This window comes from Nocardia sp. NPDC051052, from assembly GCF_044456045.1.
Classification (GTDB): Bacteria; Actinomycetota; Actinomycetes; order Mycobacteriales; family Mycobacteriaceae; genus Nocardia.
In genome coordinates this window covers 67,099-82,018 of record NZ_JBITFL010000013.1, presented here as the reverse complement: position 1 = coordinate 82,018, position 14,920 = coordinate 67,099, and the positions used below count along the sequence as shown (strand labels likewise).

The window sequence follows — 14,920 nt, the reverse complement described above, 5'->3', positions numbered from 1 at the left end:
GCAGGACGTTTTGGAGGTCGGGGTCGAGAAACGCGCAAGGGTCGAAGCACGTCAGCGATGGATCTGGCTACAGTGGTTGACAAACGATCTCCCTTAAGTGAAGGTATTTGCAGTGCCACCGCTGTGTCGGCATAGTTAGCTTTCGGGAAATCCGCTCCCCCCAATAACTTTGACGATAGTTCTCTTGAAGCCCTGATCCGTATGGATCAGGGCTTCCGTCGTTGATGGGTACGGCCCTGGCCGAAGATTACGACGAATCCCTTCACTCCAAGTGAGGTGGAGATCGTAGCTCTGGCGCTGATCGCCGAACTAGCAACACTTCTGCGGTGCGCATATTCCCGGGTTCACCAGCGCGCGGGCCCGATTTCTCCAGTTCTTCTCGCATTTGCCGTCGTCTCGACCGCATCCGATCTGAGGTGTCCTCACCATGTCGATTCCCGCACTCATTGAGACTATTTCGTTGTCGCACTGGCAGGTTCATCTGAACATAGGCGCGCCAACTGGCGGCGTGTGCGCCGAATCGACCGTCGCAGCTTCCAGAACAGGCGTGTGCCCACTGACAGGTCTGCGCGTTGGTGGTCTGGCGTGAGTGGGCAGGATTTGCCGGAGGAGATCGCGTCGCTCATTCCGGTGTTCACGCCTGGACCGCTGGCAGGCGCTCAGATCGATAGTGCTCACAGTGGTCGTGGTGGCAAAGTCCATAACTTCCACGGGATGGCCCCGGCCTCGGCGGCGCGGATGGTCGAACGGATCGAGACGCGTCGTGGGCTGACCCTCGATCCTGCCGAGTTACGCCCTATTGCAACGCATTCCGGTGATTCGGCGTTGCCAGGCTTGACCACGGTACTGTCACCGGCGGCTAAGACAGTGCCGGATGTGGTGTTGCCAGGGAACGCGTTCGTTGCCGAGCCGGGGGCGTATACGAACTTGGACGAGAACGGCTACTCCCGGCCCTCGACCGACGCGGCGGGCAAGGACACGGTCCGCAACCCGAATGACTATTACGTTCCGCCAGCTACACCGGCCGCTGTGGTGCCGGATCCATCGAAAACCGGCTCCCCCGCCACGGCACCGAAACCCACCCAGGCCCCGACCGCGCCGGTATCGCCGACCCAGCCAGGTCGCGACACACCAACCGACGCATCGGCCGACCCGTCGAAGGTGGCAGAGACACGTGAGCCACTGCCGGAGCGACTCGATCCGGATGTAGTGCGGCTCAACCCGGTCCTGCAACAGTTCTACAACTTCGACGGTTCCCGCCAATCCGAGCCCGAGCCGGCACCAAGGTCTGCACCGGAGTCGACTCAACAGGCCTATGACGAGTTGACGCCAGGGTCTAAGGCCTTGGTAGAGCAGACGATGTCGGGGATGTTCACCTTCGAGCACACACCCGCCACCACGTCCCCAGCGGCACCTGGGTCGGAAACGGTACCGCACGACGGGCCGGTTCCGGGGCCACGCCCGATCGAATTGGTGACCGGCCCCGACGGCAGTGATGATCTGGTCCTACCGGTTCAAGGACCGAAAGGGCTGTCGCACATCGTATTCAGCTCCGACGGCAATGCTGTGGTCATCGATCCCGACGGGACCCGGACCCCGGTCGACTCCGAGGGCATCGCCCCCGCGCCGCTGTGCGTGCACGCCAACGAGATGTTCGACCCGATCTCCGGACAATGGATACAACCCCCACCCCAAACCCCGCAAGGCCTCGCCCCGGAGGCCCGGCAATCCCCGTGGCGTGAAGGCATCGAATCAGCGTTGTCGACCCCCGCCGACACCACCACCGCTCGATCGCCCGAAATCCTTGCGCGCTCCAATGGTTCCACCGAGATCCGGACTCCTCGTGGCGGTTCCGACGCCGCAGACCGGCCATGGGTCGACGTCCGCGTCATCGACGCCCAGGGCCGCGAAATCGCCCACTACCGTGAGGGTTCCGACGGCAACAAGAACTATCCCCTCGGCGCCGGGCACTCGGTCACCATCGGTCCGGGCAAGGAAATAAGCGACCCGCCGCACCTCGACCGCTCACCCCTGGACTCCCTGAGCTTGCCCGATCGCGACGGCAAGATCGGGTTCATCGAGCCCAACGGCTGGACCACCGCCCTCGAACCCCTCCCGCTGCCCGCGGGTGTCCCCGGCGAAGCCCTCTACGCCCACAACGGGCGCCTGTTCATCCGCGACATCAACGGCAAATATCACTGGGCCGACGCCACCCCCGACACCCCAGCCCCCACACCACTGCAACGCAGCATCCTGATGCCCTGGGACAACAGAGACACCAACAGCTACCAAGGCCCCGACGGCACATGGTATTTCAACGTCAACGGCCACAAAGTCCCCTTCAGCCCCGACCAGAAACAGATCATCGATCCCACCAACGGGCTCCGCCCCAGCGGCAGCAACGGGATCTACGTCGACGACCGCCAGATCGGGCCACAAAGCGTCATCACCGCCGCGTTCCCCATCCCCAGCACACAACTCCCAGTCCCCGCCGGAGTGCCCGCCGCCGCCCTGTTCGAACTCGAAGACGGCCGCCTGGTCATCATCGACAACAACGGCGGCAGCCACTACGTCTCACCACTACCAGCCCTGCCAAAAGAAGAATGGCTCGACGCAGCCGTCCGCATCGGCATGGACCTGGCCTCGGTCTACGGCGGACGCCGCGGTGGCTGGGCAAACCCGAAACCACCACCCTTCAGCGGCGGCCGACCCACCCGCAGCACCACCCGCGACGACGCCCAAACAACCTTCGGCAAACAAAAGAAGGAGGAAGACGAGAACGCTTCACAACCCGAGAAAACACCGACTGAACTCAACTCGAGCCTGCACATCGAAGAGCCTGGGCACAATGCTGGACGTCCACCTGTCATCGGCACCGAAGCAGGGGACCTTGGACAGTTATCGGTGCGATCTGTTGATAGCAGCAACGACGGCCGCGTGGAGTCCAGCGCCAGGACCGGCTCCGGAGGAGACGCTGAGCAGGGCTCGGAAGGTCTGCCGAACCGGCCGCAACGTTGGCAACGGACGAGCCTCCCGCCGCCGAACCACATCGATGACGCCACCACACCCGCGGAGGTCGAAGCTTATCTGTTCGATCGGCACGGAGTCGCTGTTTACGGGTTGAAAGATCCAGGCTTGCCGGTCGAGCCGTTGGCTGAGATGGCGCGCGCCATAGATGACGTCGTCGCTCGATATCCCGATATCGAGTTGCCGAAGATTGTCGGCGTTGCCGACGAGGGGCCGAGATCGACGGAATATGCGTTAACTAGAACGCGGAGGTATACCGATGGAAGAGTGATCACAGTATCGCTGACTTTGAACTTACCAAAGGTGATCGTGCCCCTACGCATGGTCCTGGGGGATCCGTCGACAGGATGGAATCTGCCCGGTGACGAGTTGCGTCCGTATTATATTACGACTCTCCATGAGCTCGGACATGTGCTCGATAATCAAGGCAGCCATCGTGCGAGAAGCGGAATTTCACAGGCATTGCAAGACTATTTTGTTCAGAACGTTGCCATCTCAAAAGATCCTTATGGCCAGGATGTCGAATACCGAGAGTGGATCAGAAAACTGAGCTCATACAGCTTCCGGAAAGGTTCCGATAAGCTGATCGGGCCCGAGGCGCTCGCGGAAGCGTTCGCTGATGTAGAGATGAACGGCCCCAATGCTTCCGAGCCAGCCAAAGTGCTACACAGACTGCTCATAGAGTCCAGGAGACACCCATGACCGAAACAAGTCCCGACCCCGACACTGAAGACCTGCGCGCAGTGTTCGACACTTGGCTGGCTCGTACCATCGCCGGCCAAGCCATGAGTAACCACACCGGTCTCGACGGTGAGACTACTGAGGCTTTGGAGGCAATTGCCGGGGCAATCCCACCTATTCCGCTCTCGCTAATCGAGGCGGCACACGCGGCCTTCGCCGGTCAACTCGACGGCTCCAATGGAATAGACGTGCCCTCCTTCTTACCTCGACAGGAGGAGAGCTGACATGAAAATGGTCCATCCACAATCACCGCAGTAATCGCAGCCCTCTCGGATTTCGCGCGAGCTAGAGCGGAAGCTGTTGCCCGAGTCAGAGACATCGTGCACTCCGGTCAGACTCGATGATTTACCGACCCCCACCAGCGAGTTCATTAGAGAAATAGGTTTAGTTTCCATAACAATCGCACGATAGGATCCAACGTGACAATTACTTGTGACGATGCACTGGAAGTCGTCCGTAACCATTTCGAATCGAGATGGAGTCACGGCACGTTCTGCATAGCTGACCGGGAAATCATTGAAACCGGCGGGTCTTATATTTTCATGATCAGCGCGCGCGAATTCCTGGTTAACGGAGATATCGAATTTTTGATCGCAGGAGGGTTCCCATTGTATACAAAAATAGTGGCAGTCTGGGAACACGCCCGTCAGTCGCTGTCGCAACTGATCCGAACGTCCGTGTACGACCGAATCCGCGCCCCACATTGGAGCACTGAACGCGATAGCGAAGCTTCGAGGTGAATGCGACCGTCGGATTTTCAGGCCGCTGAGACAACCGTAAACGAAATGGTTCGGGCTCTGCGCTCAGCAGGTGGTGGGTCCGGGATCGGCGCCGGCCAGGACGGCGGTCAGCCATAGCAGCGACGGTTCATAGCCGACCAGCTCCGCCGAAATGTGTTCGGTTGCTGGAACTCTGAAGAAGCGAAGATTCGCGCCCGCGGCGCAATAGCGCTGCACGACGGGCTCGATGGCCGCGATCGGGATGATCGGGTCGGTGCTGGAGTGCCACATGGCAACGGGGATGTCCGGGGTGTCGCCGTAGCCGAGACTGTCTCGGTGCAAGGCGGTTTGGATGTCCGGGTCGAGGAACGCCTGCTTGTCCTTCAGGTAATTCTTCAGTGGCCGCCACGCACCCGTGGCGGCGGCGGTGTAGAGGCAGCGGTGTTCGATGTCGCCGACCAGCGTCATGCCGTCCGCGGTGAGGAATTTGTCGAGGGGCAGCAGATCCGGGTATTCCCTGGACAATCCGATCAGCCAGATCCAGCCGACGAAGTCGGCTTGTCCGGCGATACCGGGGCCCGCGTCCATGGCGAACATCGTCATCGCGTGTTTGTCGCCGGGCACGCCGCCCTGCGCGCTGCCCTTGATCGGTAGTTCGGGGGCGTAGCCGCGGTGCAGTTCGGCCGCCCAACCGGTGGCGCTGCCGCCGCCGGAGTACCCCCACAGGCCGACCGGCGCATCGGCCAAGCCCAGACCGGCGCGCCGGGCCGCGCGGACACCGTCGAGCACCATCCGGCCCTCGCTCGGCGCGAGCGTCGTGTTGGTCTTGCCGTTGAAGTCGGGGACCGACACCGCCATGCCCTCACCGAGGAACTGCAAGAGCAATTGGGTTTCCTTCATGGTTCCCGCGCGCACGGTGTGCGAGGGGTTGCACGCCGGATCAAGGCCATCGATCGCCTCCTGATAGGAGATGACCGGGCGCGGACTCGGACCAAGCCAGGGAATACCCGGGATCATTACCGTCGTCGCGGTGACGATCGGCTGGTCCCGACTGTCGGTGCTGCGATACAGGATCTGCTCGGTGTGCACCGGTGGCCACGGCACCCCGAGGAGATAGCTGGTCACCACGCGCTTGCGGATCACGTCGCCGTTGGCGTAGCGGTCCAGATCGGCCGGATCGTCGAACCAGCGGTCGTCCTTGGGCATCGGAACAGGAATGACCGAGTAGATATCGGTTTCGCGAGGCAGCGGCGGGAGCTGGTTCTCATCGGGCCGCACCGGCCAGGCGGGTGGGGTTCCCCCCTGGCCGGTGTCGGGCACCTCCGATCCGGCGGTGGCCGTTCCGGCGACCGCGAGCGAAACAGCGAGCGTGAAACCTACTGCGAATGTGGCACGACAAACACGGATCACTACCGGGGTACCTCTCAGGCAAAGACGACATCGGAGCCAGAGGCCGCCGTTGCGGGCGACCGCCAACCGGGACACCATCGAGCGCCCGACGGACCGAAAGAGGTCTCAGTCCACACCACGGTTCGCGGATGTGTCACTACGCAACCGCCCAGGGTTTGCCCGCTACCACTGTGCACACTGCATAAACCGGCGGGCAGGCGAATTCTCAGTCGAACCACCCGGTGTTGTCAGGACGATGCCGGGCGAAACCGCAGGTGCTGGCCCGGCCGCAACTGCGCGAGCAGGTCGACATCGGCGGTGACCACGGTCCCGATCACCGGGTAACCGCCGGTAATGGGGTGATCGGCAAGGAACACCACCGGTTCGCCGCTCGGTTGCACCTGGATCGCGCCGAGCGGCATGCCCTCGGTCGGCAGCTCCTTGTCGTTGATCCGGCACAGCGGCGCCTCGTCACCGACGCGGGCCAACCGCACGCCGACCCGATCGGCCCGATCGGTCATCGCCCAGGTGCCGGTGAACAGCGATCGCGGATCGGTGAACCAGTCCTCTCGCGGCCCGAGCAACACCCGGACGGTGACGACACCCGAATTCATCGAAGGCACGGGCGCCACAGCGACATTCGGCCACGGGTAGCCGTCCGCCGCGCCCGCGCCGAGCGTCATCCCCTCGGTCAGTGGCTCGGGCCCGAGTCCGGCGAGGGTGTCCCGGCTGCGGGAGCCGAGGACCTCGTCGACGACGATGCCGCCACGCACGCCGACATACGCGCGCAGCCCGGCGGCGGCCATGCCGAGCCGCAGCCGCTGCCCGGTGCGCAAGGCGAGGACCGACGCGTTGGCTTCGGTGACACCATCCACGGTGAGGGGTGCGTCGGCACCGGTCACCGCGAGCAGCACCGGCGCCTCGGCCACGAGTTCCAGTCCGCCGAGCAAGGTTTCGATGCCCGCGGCGTCCTCGGGATTGCCGACCAGTCGATTCGCCAGCTTCAGCGAACCCCGATCGGCCGCACCGGAAACGCCGACGCCGACCGAGAACCAGCCCGGCCTGCCGAGGTCCTGGATGGTGCTCAACGGACCCGCGTCGAGGACCCGCAACACGGCACGACTTGTCGAACTCATTGCCTCGCCTCCTCGGTGAACCGGACCATGGTGCCCGGGCGCAGCAGCGACGGCTCGGCACGGTCGAGGTCCCACATCCGGACGTCGGTGGTGCCGATGAGCTGCCAACCGCCGGGCGAACGCCGAGGATAGACGGCGCTGTACCCGTCGGCCAAGGCCACCGAGCCCGCGGGCACCGAGGTCCGCGACTGCGTTCGGCGCGGCACGGCCAACCCGGAGCCGGTGGACTCCAGATAGCCGAAGCCCGGCGCGAATCCGATGAACGAGCATCGCCACACCGTCCGAGTGTGCGCGGTGATCAGGTCACGCACCGAGATACCCAACTGTGCCGCAACACTTTCCAGGTCCGGTCCGTCGTAGCAGACCGGGATGGTGCGCACCGCGTCCGGTTCCAGCTCGGCTGGTTCGGCTCCCTGGGTACTCCGAAACAGTTGCCGCAGTTGCTCTTCGACGGCACGAGCGTCCGCGGTGTCGGTCATGGTGACCAAGATCGTCTGCGCGGCGGGCAGCACATCGTGCACGCCTACGGGCAATTCGCGCCGCAGCAGGTCGATGAACGCGACCAGGTCGGCGTGCTCGTCGGGCGCGACGAGCACCGACCGGTCCCCCGCGGGCAGTATCCGAAGCGGTGCTTTCGGCACGGTGATCGCGGACATCGACACTCCTTCAGGCTAATTCGCGGCCGCGGGTCTCCGGCAGGCCGAACAGCGCGATCACGGCGAGGACATAACCGAAGGCGCCGAACATCATGGCACCGGCCAGACCCAGCGTGGTGGAGGCCAAAAACCCGACCACGGTGGGGAATATCGCGCCGACGCCGCGACCGAAGTTGTAGGTGAAGCCCTGCCCGGTACCGCGGGACGCGGTCGGGTACAGCTCGGAAAGGAACGAGCCGAAGCTGGAAAAGATGGCTGCGGTACAGAAGCCGAGCGGGAAGCCGAGGATCAGCACCATGGTGTTCGCGCCCTCCGGAACCTGGATGTAGGCGACCATGAAGGCGACCGACAGCACGGCGAAGAGTTGGATGGTGCGTTTGCGGCCGATCCGGTCGGCGAGGATGCCGCCGGTGACGTATCCGAGGAACGCGCCGCCGATCAGCATGAACAGATAACCGCCGGTACCAACGACATTCAGGTGGCGACTCTTCTTCAAATAGGTCGGCAGCCACGTGGCGAGGGTGTAGTAGCCGCCTTGCACGCCCGTCGCGAGTACCGAGGCGAACAGCGTCGTCCGAACGAGGTCCCCCCGGAAGATCGCCGCGAACGATCCCGCTCGCTTGCCTGCCGATTCGCGGCGCTGGGTGACGGTTTCGGAGTCGGTCAGGTTGCGGCGCACCCAGATGATCAGCAACGCGGGCAGCGCACCGGTCCAGAACAGCACCCGCCAGGCCAGGTCTTCACTGACGAACTGGAAGACCAACGTGTAGACCAAGACCGCCAAGCCCCAGCCGACCGCCCACGCGCTCTGCACATAGGCCACCGTCCGGCCGCGATATTTGGTCTGCGCGTATTCGGCGACCAGGATCGCGCCCGCCGCCCATTCACCGCCGAAGCCGAGCCCCTGGAAGGCCCGGAAGATCAGCAGCGTCTCGAAGTTGGGCGCGAAGCCGCACAGCACCGTGAACAGGGTGTAGGTGGCGACGGTGAGCTGGAGGGTGCGTACCCGCCCGATCTTGTCGGCGAGCACACCCGCCAGCGCGCCGCCCAGCGCGGACACCAGCAGCGTCACCGTGGTGAGCAGGCCGGCCTTGCCCGAGCTGATCACGAAGTAGGACGAAATGGCGCCGAGCGCCAGCGGTAGAACCTGGAAATCGTAGGCATCCAAGCCATATCCGCCGAACGCGCCCAGGAAGGCCTTCTTGCCTTTGGCGCTGAGGGTGCGGAACCAGTCGAAGGGTTGTGACTTCTCGGCGGGATCCACCGCGAGGTCTGTGGAAAGGCTCATGGATGCCTCACAATGCTCGAGCTCAGGAGAGCGACGTACGTCACAGCAGAGTACGGATCGTAGAACGATTCTGCAATCCTAAAGTTGGATCGTCGGCTGGCCAGTCGATCTCTGGGTTATGCTCGAATGGAAGAGCCACTGGTCCGCGGAGGTTTGGATGACGACACCGGTAGATCGGCCCGATCCCGTCTACACGGCTCTTTCCGAACACAAGGGCCTGCTCGCCCGGTCCAGTCGCAGTTCGCAGACCGCCGACATCGTGCGCGCGAGCATCCTGGACGGGTCGCTGCGGCCGGGGCAGCGCTTATCCGAGCCGGATATCTGTGCGGCGCTCGGGGTTTCGCGCAACACGCTGCGGGAGGCGTTCCGCTCGTTGATCGAGGAACGCCTGGTCAACCACGAGCTCAATCGTGGCGCGTTCGTGCGCATCCCCACCTCCGACGATGTCGCGGAGCTCTACCAGTGCCGGCGGGTCGTCGAGGGCGCCGCGGTGCGCGGGTTCGACAGCGATCAGGAACCGATCGAGCTCGCCGCCGCCTTGGCGCGTGCGGACGCCTGTGCGGCGGAACAGGATTGGACCGGCGTCGGGACGGCCGACATCGACTTTCACAAGGCGATCGCCGCGCTCAACCGCAGCAGGCGACTGGATCAGATGATGGCGAGCGTGTGGAACGAGTTGCGGCTGGTCTTCCACGTGATGGCCGATCCGTTGACGTTCCACGAGCCGTATCTGGCCCGTAACCACGAGATCTACCAGGCGATGACCGGCGGGCAAGTCGCGGCGGCGGAGCAGATGCTTGCCGACTACCTCACCGACGCCGAGTCCCATATCCGCGGCGCGTACACCCACATCGTCGCCTGACTCCGGCGTTTGTCGCAGGGTGAGCGCAATCCTGGCGGCCGAACGGGCCGCCGAGGAGAGTGGGACGGCTTGTTCCCGGTTGTCTCGTGTGAGAGAGGTCGTCATGTCCGACAGCAGTGCGCGGTTCCGGCCGATCGAATCGTTGCTCGAACAGACCGCGGCCGAGCTCGGGGTGCAATCGGTCTTGGTCATGCGATCTACACCGACCCACATGGCGGTCGAGGCGACGGCCGGCGCGGCCGAGGCGCACTACACGGTGGGCGCCGAGGGCAAGAAGGGCGCGCCCTTCGCGGACGCGCAGGAGCTGTACTGCGAGCGGGTCGTCGACAACGACACCGAACTGTTCGTGCGTGATTCGCGTGCCGATCCGGCCTTCGCGGGCAACGCGGACGAGGTGGAATTCGGACTGGTCAACTACCTCGGGTTGGCGGTGCACAATCCGGACGGCAGCGTCTACGGTACCGTCTGCGTACTCGACGACCAGGCGCGCGACTACACGCCCGAGGAGCGGGCCCGGCTCGCTGAGCTGCGCGCGGCGGCCGAAGACGCCCTTGCCGCCGAGCCGCACCCCTGACCGGGCGTTCTGCAGGGTTCAGCACCAAGTCGTAGGATCAATTCGGTTACCGCTCTACCCCTTCCGACAGCAGCGTAATTGCCACGTCGGCAAGCGGTTCGCGTGCTTCTCTACCGGGACTGCTTGTCGCACAGGTCATTCAAAGACTTCGAGGAGAGCACCATGCGTACTGAAGGTGATACCTGGGACATCGTCAGCAGCGTCGGGATGACCGCGCTGTTCGTCGCGGCCGCGCGAGCGGTCGAATCGAAGCAGCCCGATGCCCTGGTCCACGACGAATTCGCCGAGTTGTTCGTCGCGGCGGCCGGCGATCCGGACACGATGCAATTGATCAACGATCGAGAGCTGTGGGCGCAGAGCCCGCTCGGCACCGGATTCATGGGACTTCGCAGCAAGTTCTTCGACAACCTCTTCCGCACCGCGGCCGAGGACGGCGTGCGGCAAGCGGTGATTCTGGCCGCCGGGCTCGATGCCCGCGCCTATCGCCTGGACTGGCCGCAGGGCATGGTCGTCTACGAGATCGACCAGCCCAAGGTGCTGGAATTCAAGCGGCAGGTACTCGCCGACGCGGATGCCACACCCAAGGCCGACCGCAGGGAGGTGGCCGTCGACCTGCGGGAGAACTGGCCCGCCGCGCTCATCGAGGAGGGCTTCGATCCGAGCGTCCCCACGGTGTGGTCGGCCGAGGGTCTGCTCCCGTATCTGCCAGGCGCCGCGCAGGACGCGCTGTTCGCCCGGATAGATCAGCTCTCCGCGCCCGGCAGCAGGCTGGCCAGCGACGCACTCGACCCCGAGGTCGACCTCGCGCAGCTCGGCGACTTCCAGGCCGAGCAACTGCGCGACACGCCCTTCGGAAAGATCGACATCACCAGCCTGTTCTACACCGACGATCGCACGGATCCGGCCGAGTGGCTGACGAATCAAGGCTGGACCACGACCACCGTGGCGCCCGAGGAACTGGCCGAGCGTTACGACCGGCCGCTCTCCGCCGTCCTCGAGCCGTTCGCCGAGATGTTCAACAGCATCAAGTATTTGAGCGCCGCCAAGCCCTCCTGATCGCCCACCTCCCGGGCCGCCGACTGTGGCGGCCCCAGGGTCATGCTTGGTTCGCAATCAGGGTGGCGGCGAGTGTGATGGCGCCGGGGCCGGTCAGCCGCGACGCCGCCGCGGTGCGGCCCGTCGCGAGCAAGAGCAACGCGCCCGCGGTCCCCTCGACGAGCAGGCCGTCACCAGCCGACCACTCAATGTCGGTGGCCACCAGGCGATAGCTCGACAACCGTTCGTCGATGCCGAACCGGTCGCCGGTCGCCCATACCCGATCCAGTGCCGATCGCGCAGGCACGGACGGCATCTCACCGGCGAGGCCGAGCGGTATCGCGATGTCTTGGACGTGCACGAGCATGTCGAGCAGCCGGTCGGTGGGGACCGTGCCGATCGGGAAGAATCGCGAGGGCACGCTGGCGCGCAGCTCCGAGTGCAGCTGCCGAGTGCTGACGCTGTCGGCGTGCCGAATGGCGGTGTCCCGCAACGCCCCGTGCACGCTGCCGCGGGCGCGGAGCAGGTTGACCAGTATCCAGCCGAGGTTCGCGCGCGTGCACAGCACCACATGCGCGACCACATCGCGGACGCGCCAGTCCGCGCAGAGGGATTCGTGGTCCCAGTCGGACTCGGGCCGGTCCGCGAGCAGGTCGGCCATGCGCTGTCGCTCGGCGGCGACCGCGCGCCAGATCTGCTCGGTCGTCATGGATTCGATGTCTTTCATAGCTCGACCCTCTCTCTCGAAGTTCCATTAGCGTAAGAACTCCACCCGAGTGGAGGTGCAAGCTACTGTGACCGAGGACACACTTCACGATGTGGTGAGCATCGGCGAGCTGGCCCGGCGGACCGGCGTGCCCGTTCGGACCATTCGGTTCTACTGCGACAGCGGGATTCTGGCGTACCACCGGACCGGCGGCGGCCATCGGGTGTTCGACGCCGCCGCGACCGACCGGCTGCTGCTGGTACGCCGATTGCGGGCCATGGGTGTGCCGCTTTCCGCGATCGTGCGGGTGCTGGATGGTAGCGAGACGATCAGCGAGGCGGCCGCGGCCGAACGCGTCGCGCTCGACGCCGAACTCGAGGCGCTGCGGTGGCGGCGCGCGGCGCTGTACGCCATCGAGAGCGCGCCGCCCGACGAGCGGGCCGGACGCCTGGAACTGCTTGCCGCCGTGCACGACCGGGGCGCGGTGATCGATAGCGTCGTCGCGTTCTGGCGGCCCATCCTGGTTCCGCTGCCGCGGGAGGAGTTCGATTCGTTCATCGACATGAACGTGCCGCCGCTGCCGAGCGAGCCTGCCCCCGCTCAGGTCGTCGCCTACGCCGAGCTCACCACCCTCACCACCGATCCGCGCGTGAAAAAAGCTATGACACAGCAGATTTGGCGATCAGACGGGGATCGGATCAGCGATCGCCTGCAGTTCGTGACGTCGGTCGCCGACGCGTTCGAGATCGCGGCCCCGCTCGTCGCCGCCCACGAAATCCCGCACCCCGGACCCGAACTCGACCGGTACGTGGATGCGCACGCGGCGGCCAGGCAGGAACGAGACACGCCCCGATTCCGGCGCGCGCTACTCAGCACCGGTACGACAGATACCGATCCGCGGCTGCAACGCTTCTGGCGGCTGACCGCCGATATCACCGGCACGGAGACCACCGTGGGGGCCGTCCACTATTGGCTGCTCGACGCGCTGCGCCAGACAGTCTGAAGCCGCTCCCGGCCCGATGATCCGGGCAAACACGAAGCGGCTACAGACTTTATCGAGTTTGTCCGGGCCGATCAGCGGTCGCGACCTGCCGCGGGGGTGGACGTCTTGCGGCTGGTCCGGGCGCGGCGGCGAGCTGCCTGCAGTTCGGCGAGTTCCTGTTCGAGGATCTCGGCGATGCGGAACTGGCCGGTGTCGTGGATTTCCGGGGTGGCCGGAGTTTCCTTGGCATCGGTTGCGGTGCCTGCCTTTTCGTCGGCCGGGGCGGGCTGCCGCTTGATGGCGGCGGTCGTGGCGCTCGCGGCGGCGGTCGCGGACGGGCGGTCCGCCGATGCCGCGGTGACCTTGTCCGGGGCGGGTACGGCAGGCTTGCTCGGCTTGGCCGGGGCGGGCTGCTGCGCGGCGATCTTGGTCGGCGTGGTCGGCTTCGGGGCCGCCGCAACGACCGGCTTGGTGGCGGACTTGGTCGGCACGCTGGCGCCGTTCGCCGGGGTGATCGGCTTACTGTCGACCCCGTTGCGCTTTTCGCCGTTCACCGGAGCGGTCGACTTGCTCGGCACGACCGGCTCGTCGGCCTGGATCGGCTTGGCAGCACGGAAGGCGGTGCCATTTTCGGACTTCGGCACGGACCGGGTCTCGATCGTGCTGTCGGTGAGGTCGCTGCCGAGGGTCGCCGCGGCCACGACTTTCGCCGAGGGCGCCGGGGCCGCCGAGCGGAAGGCGGACCGGGTCGGTGCGGTCTCGGGTGTCGTGTCATCCTCGTCGGCGAGCAGCACGGTCGGTGCGTCTTCGATCTCCGGATCGACGACGCCCACCGGTGCCGCGTTCAATTCCGCGAGCGGGTCCGGTTCAGCCTCGACGGTCAATTCGGCGAACGAGTTGGCCGCCAGCATCTCCGCGGCCGGACGTCGCATCCGGTAGCTGGCGAGCGTGGGCAGCGTGCGGCGGATCTGCTCGGCCGGGTCGGGCAGATCCCGGACCTGGTCGGTGGCGCGGTGGATAGCGAGGCCGTAGCGCGCGCTGGCGGCGTCGTGGATGAGCAGCGAGACGCCGATCATCACCGGCGCGACGGCGTGCACGGCGGCGTCGTACCAGTGCTCAGCGCGCAGGTACGGATAGGTGTTCAGGGTGACGGTCAGTCCGAGCAGGGCGACCTCCGCGGCGACCACCTGCTTGCGGTTGTCTACGACACCCCACTCGGCCACCTTGTTGGTGCCGATCATGATGATGATCAGGCAGACGCTGATCATCCCTTCCAGCAGGTAGCTGAACCAGTACAGCGGGTCACCCGGCCCGCCCGGCGCGATGTTGTGCTGGACGTTCACCGCGGACCACAGCATGCCCGCCGCGACGACACCGGCCAGTGCGCGCAGTGACCAGGCGCGGTGCCGATATAGGGAGGCCAGTTTGGCATGCGGGCTCGACTCGCGGCGCTGTGCGGCAATTGCCTTGCGGGCCACCAGGAGATCTCGCATGTCGGCCTTCTCGATCGCTTCGGTGGTCTGCCTGGCGCGGTCGGCCGCTCCTGCCGCGGCTTGAGCCTCTTTCCAGCGTTGACCACGGTCTTGCCCGCGAATCTTCTCGGCGAGCTCGCGTTCGGCCAGCAGCTCATCCTCGGAGAGCGCTTCGGTCAACGCGGGATCGAATTGGTATGCCAGCCGGCCACGGGCCTTCTCGACCCGCCGTGCCAGCTGTGTGACCTCGTCCTCAATGGGATGTTGGATGGTCATTTCGGCTCCAAGAGGAGATTCGATGGCAGACAAGTGATCACGCGTGGGAAGGCTACA

General features: G+C 65.3%; 12 protein-coding genes. 6 read left to right on the top strand and 6 right to left on the bottom strand.

All coding sequences use genetic code 11. The features are described 5' to 3' along the window. The first annotated feature begins 585 nt into the window (after nucleotides 1-585). Together ACIBCN_RS35250 and ACIBCN_RS35245 are read left to right on the top strand one after the other, a co-directional pair. Nucleotides 586-3,729 carry a hypothetical protein gene (locus ACIBCN_RS35250; RefSeq protein ID WP_396996097.1) on the top strand — a complete coding sequence of 1,048 codons (3,144 nt, stop codon included), beginning with the start codon at nucleotides 586-588 and terminating at the stop codon, nucleotides 3,727-3,729. Further along, the gene (locus tag ACIBCN_RS35245; protein ID WP_396996095.1) at nucleotides 3,726-3,992 is read left to right on the top strand and encodes a hypothetical protein; all 267 of its coding nucleotides are present in this window, start codon (nucleotides 3,726-3,728) and stop codon (nucleotides 3,990-3,992) included. The genes ACIBCN_RS35250 and ACIBCN_RS35245 overlap by 4 nt, the downstream gene beginning before the upstream one ends. Before the next feature lie 579 nt (nucleotides 3,993-4,571). On the opposite strand, the gene ACIBCN_RS35240 is transcribed toward ACIBCN_RS35245, so the two are convergent. The 4 genes from ACIBCN_RS35240 to ACIBCN_RS35225 all read right to left on the bottom strand — a co-directional run bounded on the left by ACIBCN_RS35240 (nucleotide 4,572) and on the right by ACIBCN_RS35225 (nucleotide 8,956). Continuing rightward, nucleotides 4,572-5,807 carry a lipase family protein gene (locus ACIBCN_RS35240; protein ID WP_396996093.1) on the bottom strand — a complete coding sequence of 412 codons (1,236 nt, stop codon included), beginning with the start codon at nucleotides 5,805-5,807 and terminating at the stop codon, nucleotides 4,572-4,574. Between the two features lie 317 nt (nucleotides 5,808-6,124). Beyond that, complete coding sequence (locus ACIBCN_RS35235; protein ID WP_396996092.1) at nucleotides 6,125-7,012, bottom strand: biotin-dependent carboxyltransferase family protein; 888 nt, start codon at nucleotides 7,010-7,012, stop codon at nucleotides 6,125-6,127. Next, on the bottom strand, nucleotides 7,009-7,668 hold the full coding sequence (locus tag ACIBCN_RS35230) for an allophanate hydrolase subunit 1 (RefSeq protein ID WP_396996091.1): 660 nt from the start codon (nucleotides 7,666-7,668) through the stop codon (nucleotides 7,009-7,011). The genes ACIBCN_RS35235 and ACIBCN_RS35230 overlap by 4 nt, the downstream gene beginning before the upstream one ends. 10 nt (nucleotides 7,669-7,678) lie before the next feature. Further along, complete coding sequence (locus ACIBCN_RS35225; protein WP_396996089.1) at nucleotides 7,679-8,956, bottom strand: MFS transporter; 1,278 nt, start codon at nucleotides 8,954-8,956, stop codon at nucleotides 7,679-7,681. A 157-nt stretch (nucleotides 8,957-9,113) separates the two neighbouring features. On the opposite strand from ACIBCN_RS35225, the gene ACIBCN_RS35220 reads away from it, so the two are divergent. The 3 genes from ACIBCN_RS35220 (at nucleotide 9,114) to ACIBCN_RS35210 (ending at nucleotide 11,448) form a co-directional block, all read left to right on the top strand. Then, on the top strand, nucleotides 9,114-9,818 hold the full coding sequence (locus tag ACIBCN_RS35220) for a GntR family transcriptional regulator (RefSeq protein ID WP_396996087.1): 705 nt from the start codon (nucleotides 9,114-9,116) through the stop codon (nucleotides 9,816-9,818). Nucleotides 9,819-9,921: 103 nt separating this feature from the next. Next, nucleotides 9,922-10,392: a GAF domain-containing protein gene (locus ACIBCN_RS35215; RefSeq protein ID WP_396996085.1), complete on the top strand. Its 471-nt coding sequence runs from the start codon at nucleotides 9,922-9,924 to the stop codon at nucleotides 10,390-10,392. Between the two features lie 162 nt (nucleotides 10,393-10,554). Further along, complete coding sequence (locus ACIBCN_RS35210) at nucleotides 10,555-11,448, top strand: class I SAM-dependent methyltransferase (protein ID WP_396996083.1); 894 nt, start codon at nucleotides 10,555-10,557, stop codon at nucleotides 11,446-11,448. Between the two features lie 40 nt (nucleotides 11,449-11,488). Here the strand turns inward: ACIBCN_RS35210 and ACIBCN_RS35205 are convergent, their stop codons facing one another. Continuing rightward, nucleotides 11,489-12,154, bottom strand: coding sequence for a maleylpyruvate isomerase family mycothiol-dependent enzyme (locus ACIBCN_RS35205; RefSeq protein ID WP_396996082.1), 666 nt, complete (start codon nucleotides 12,152-12,154; stop codon nucleotides 11,489-11,491). A 67-nt stretch (nucleotides 12,155-12,221) separates the two neighbouring features. Here ACIBCN_RS35205 and ACIBCN_RS35200 point away from each other — a divergent pair, with 67 nt between their 5' ends. Then, nucleotides 12,222-13,136 (top strand): MerR family transcriptional regulator, encoded by a 915-nt coding sequence (locus tag ACIBCN_RS35200; protein ID WP_396996081.1) that lies wholly within the window; start codon nucleotides 12,222-12,224, stop codon nucleotides 13,134-13,136. A 71-nt stretch (nucleotides 13,137-13,207) separates the two neighbouring features. Here ACIBCN_RS35200 and ACIBCN_RS35195 read toward each other — a convergent pair whose 3' ends face one another. Next, nucleotides 13,208-14,863 carry a hypothetical protein gene (locus tag ACIBCN_RS35195; protein ID WP_396996079.1) on the bottom strand — a complete coding sequence of 552 codons (1,656 nt, stop codon included), beginning with the start codon at nucleotides 14,861-14,863 and terminating at the stop codon, nucleotides 13,208-13,210. Nucleotides 14,864-14,920: the final 57 nt, after the last annotated feature.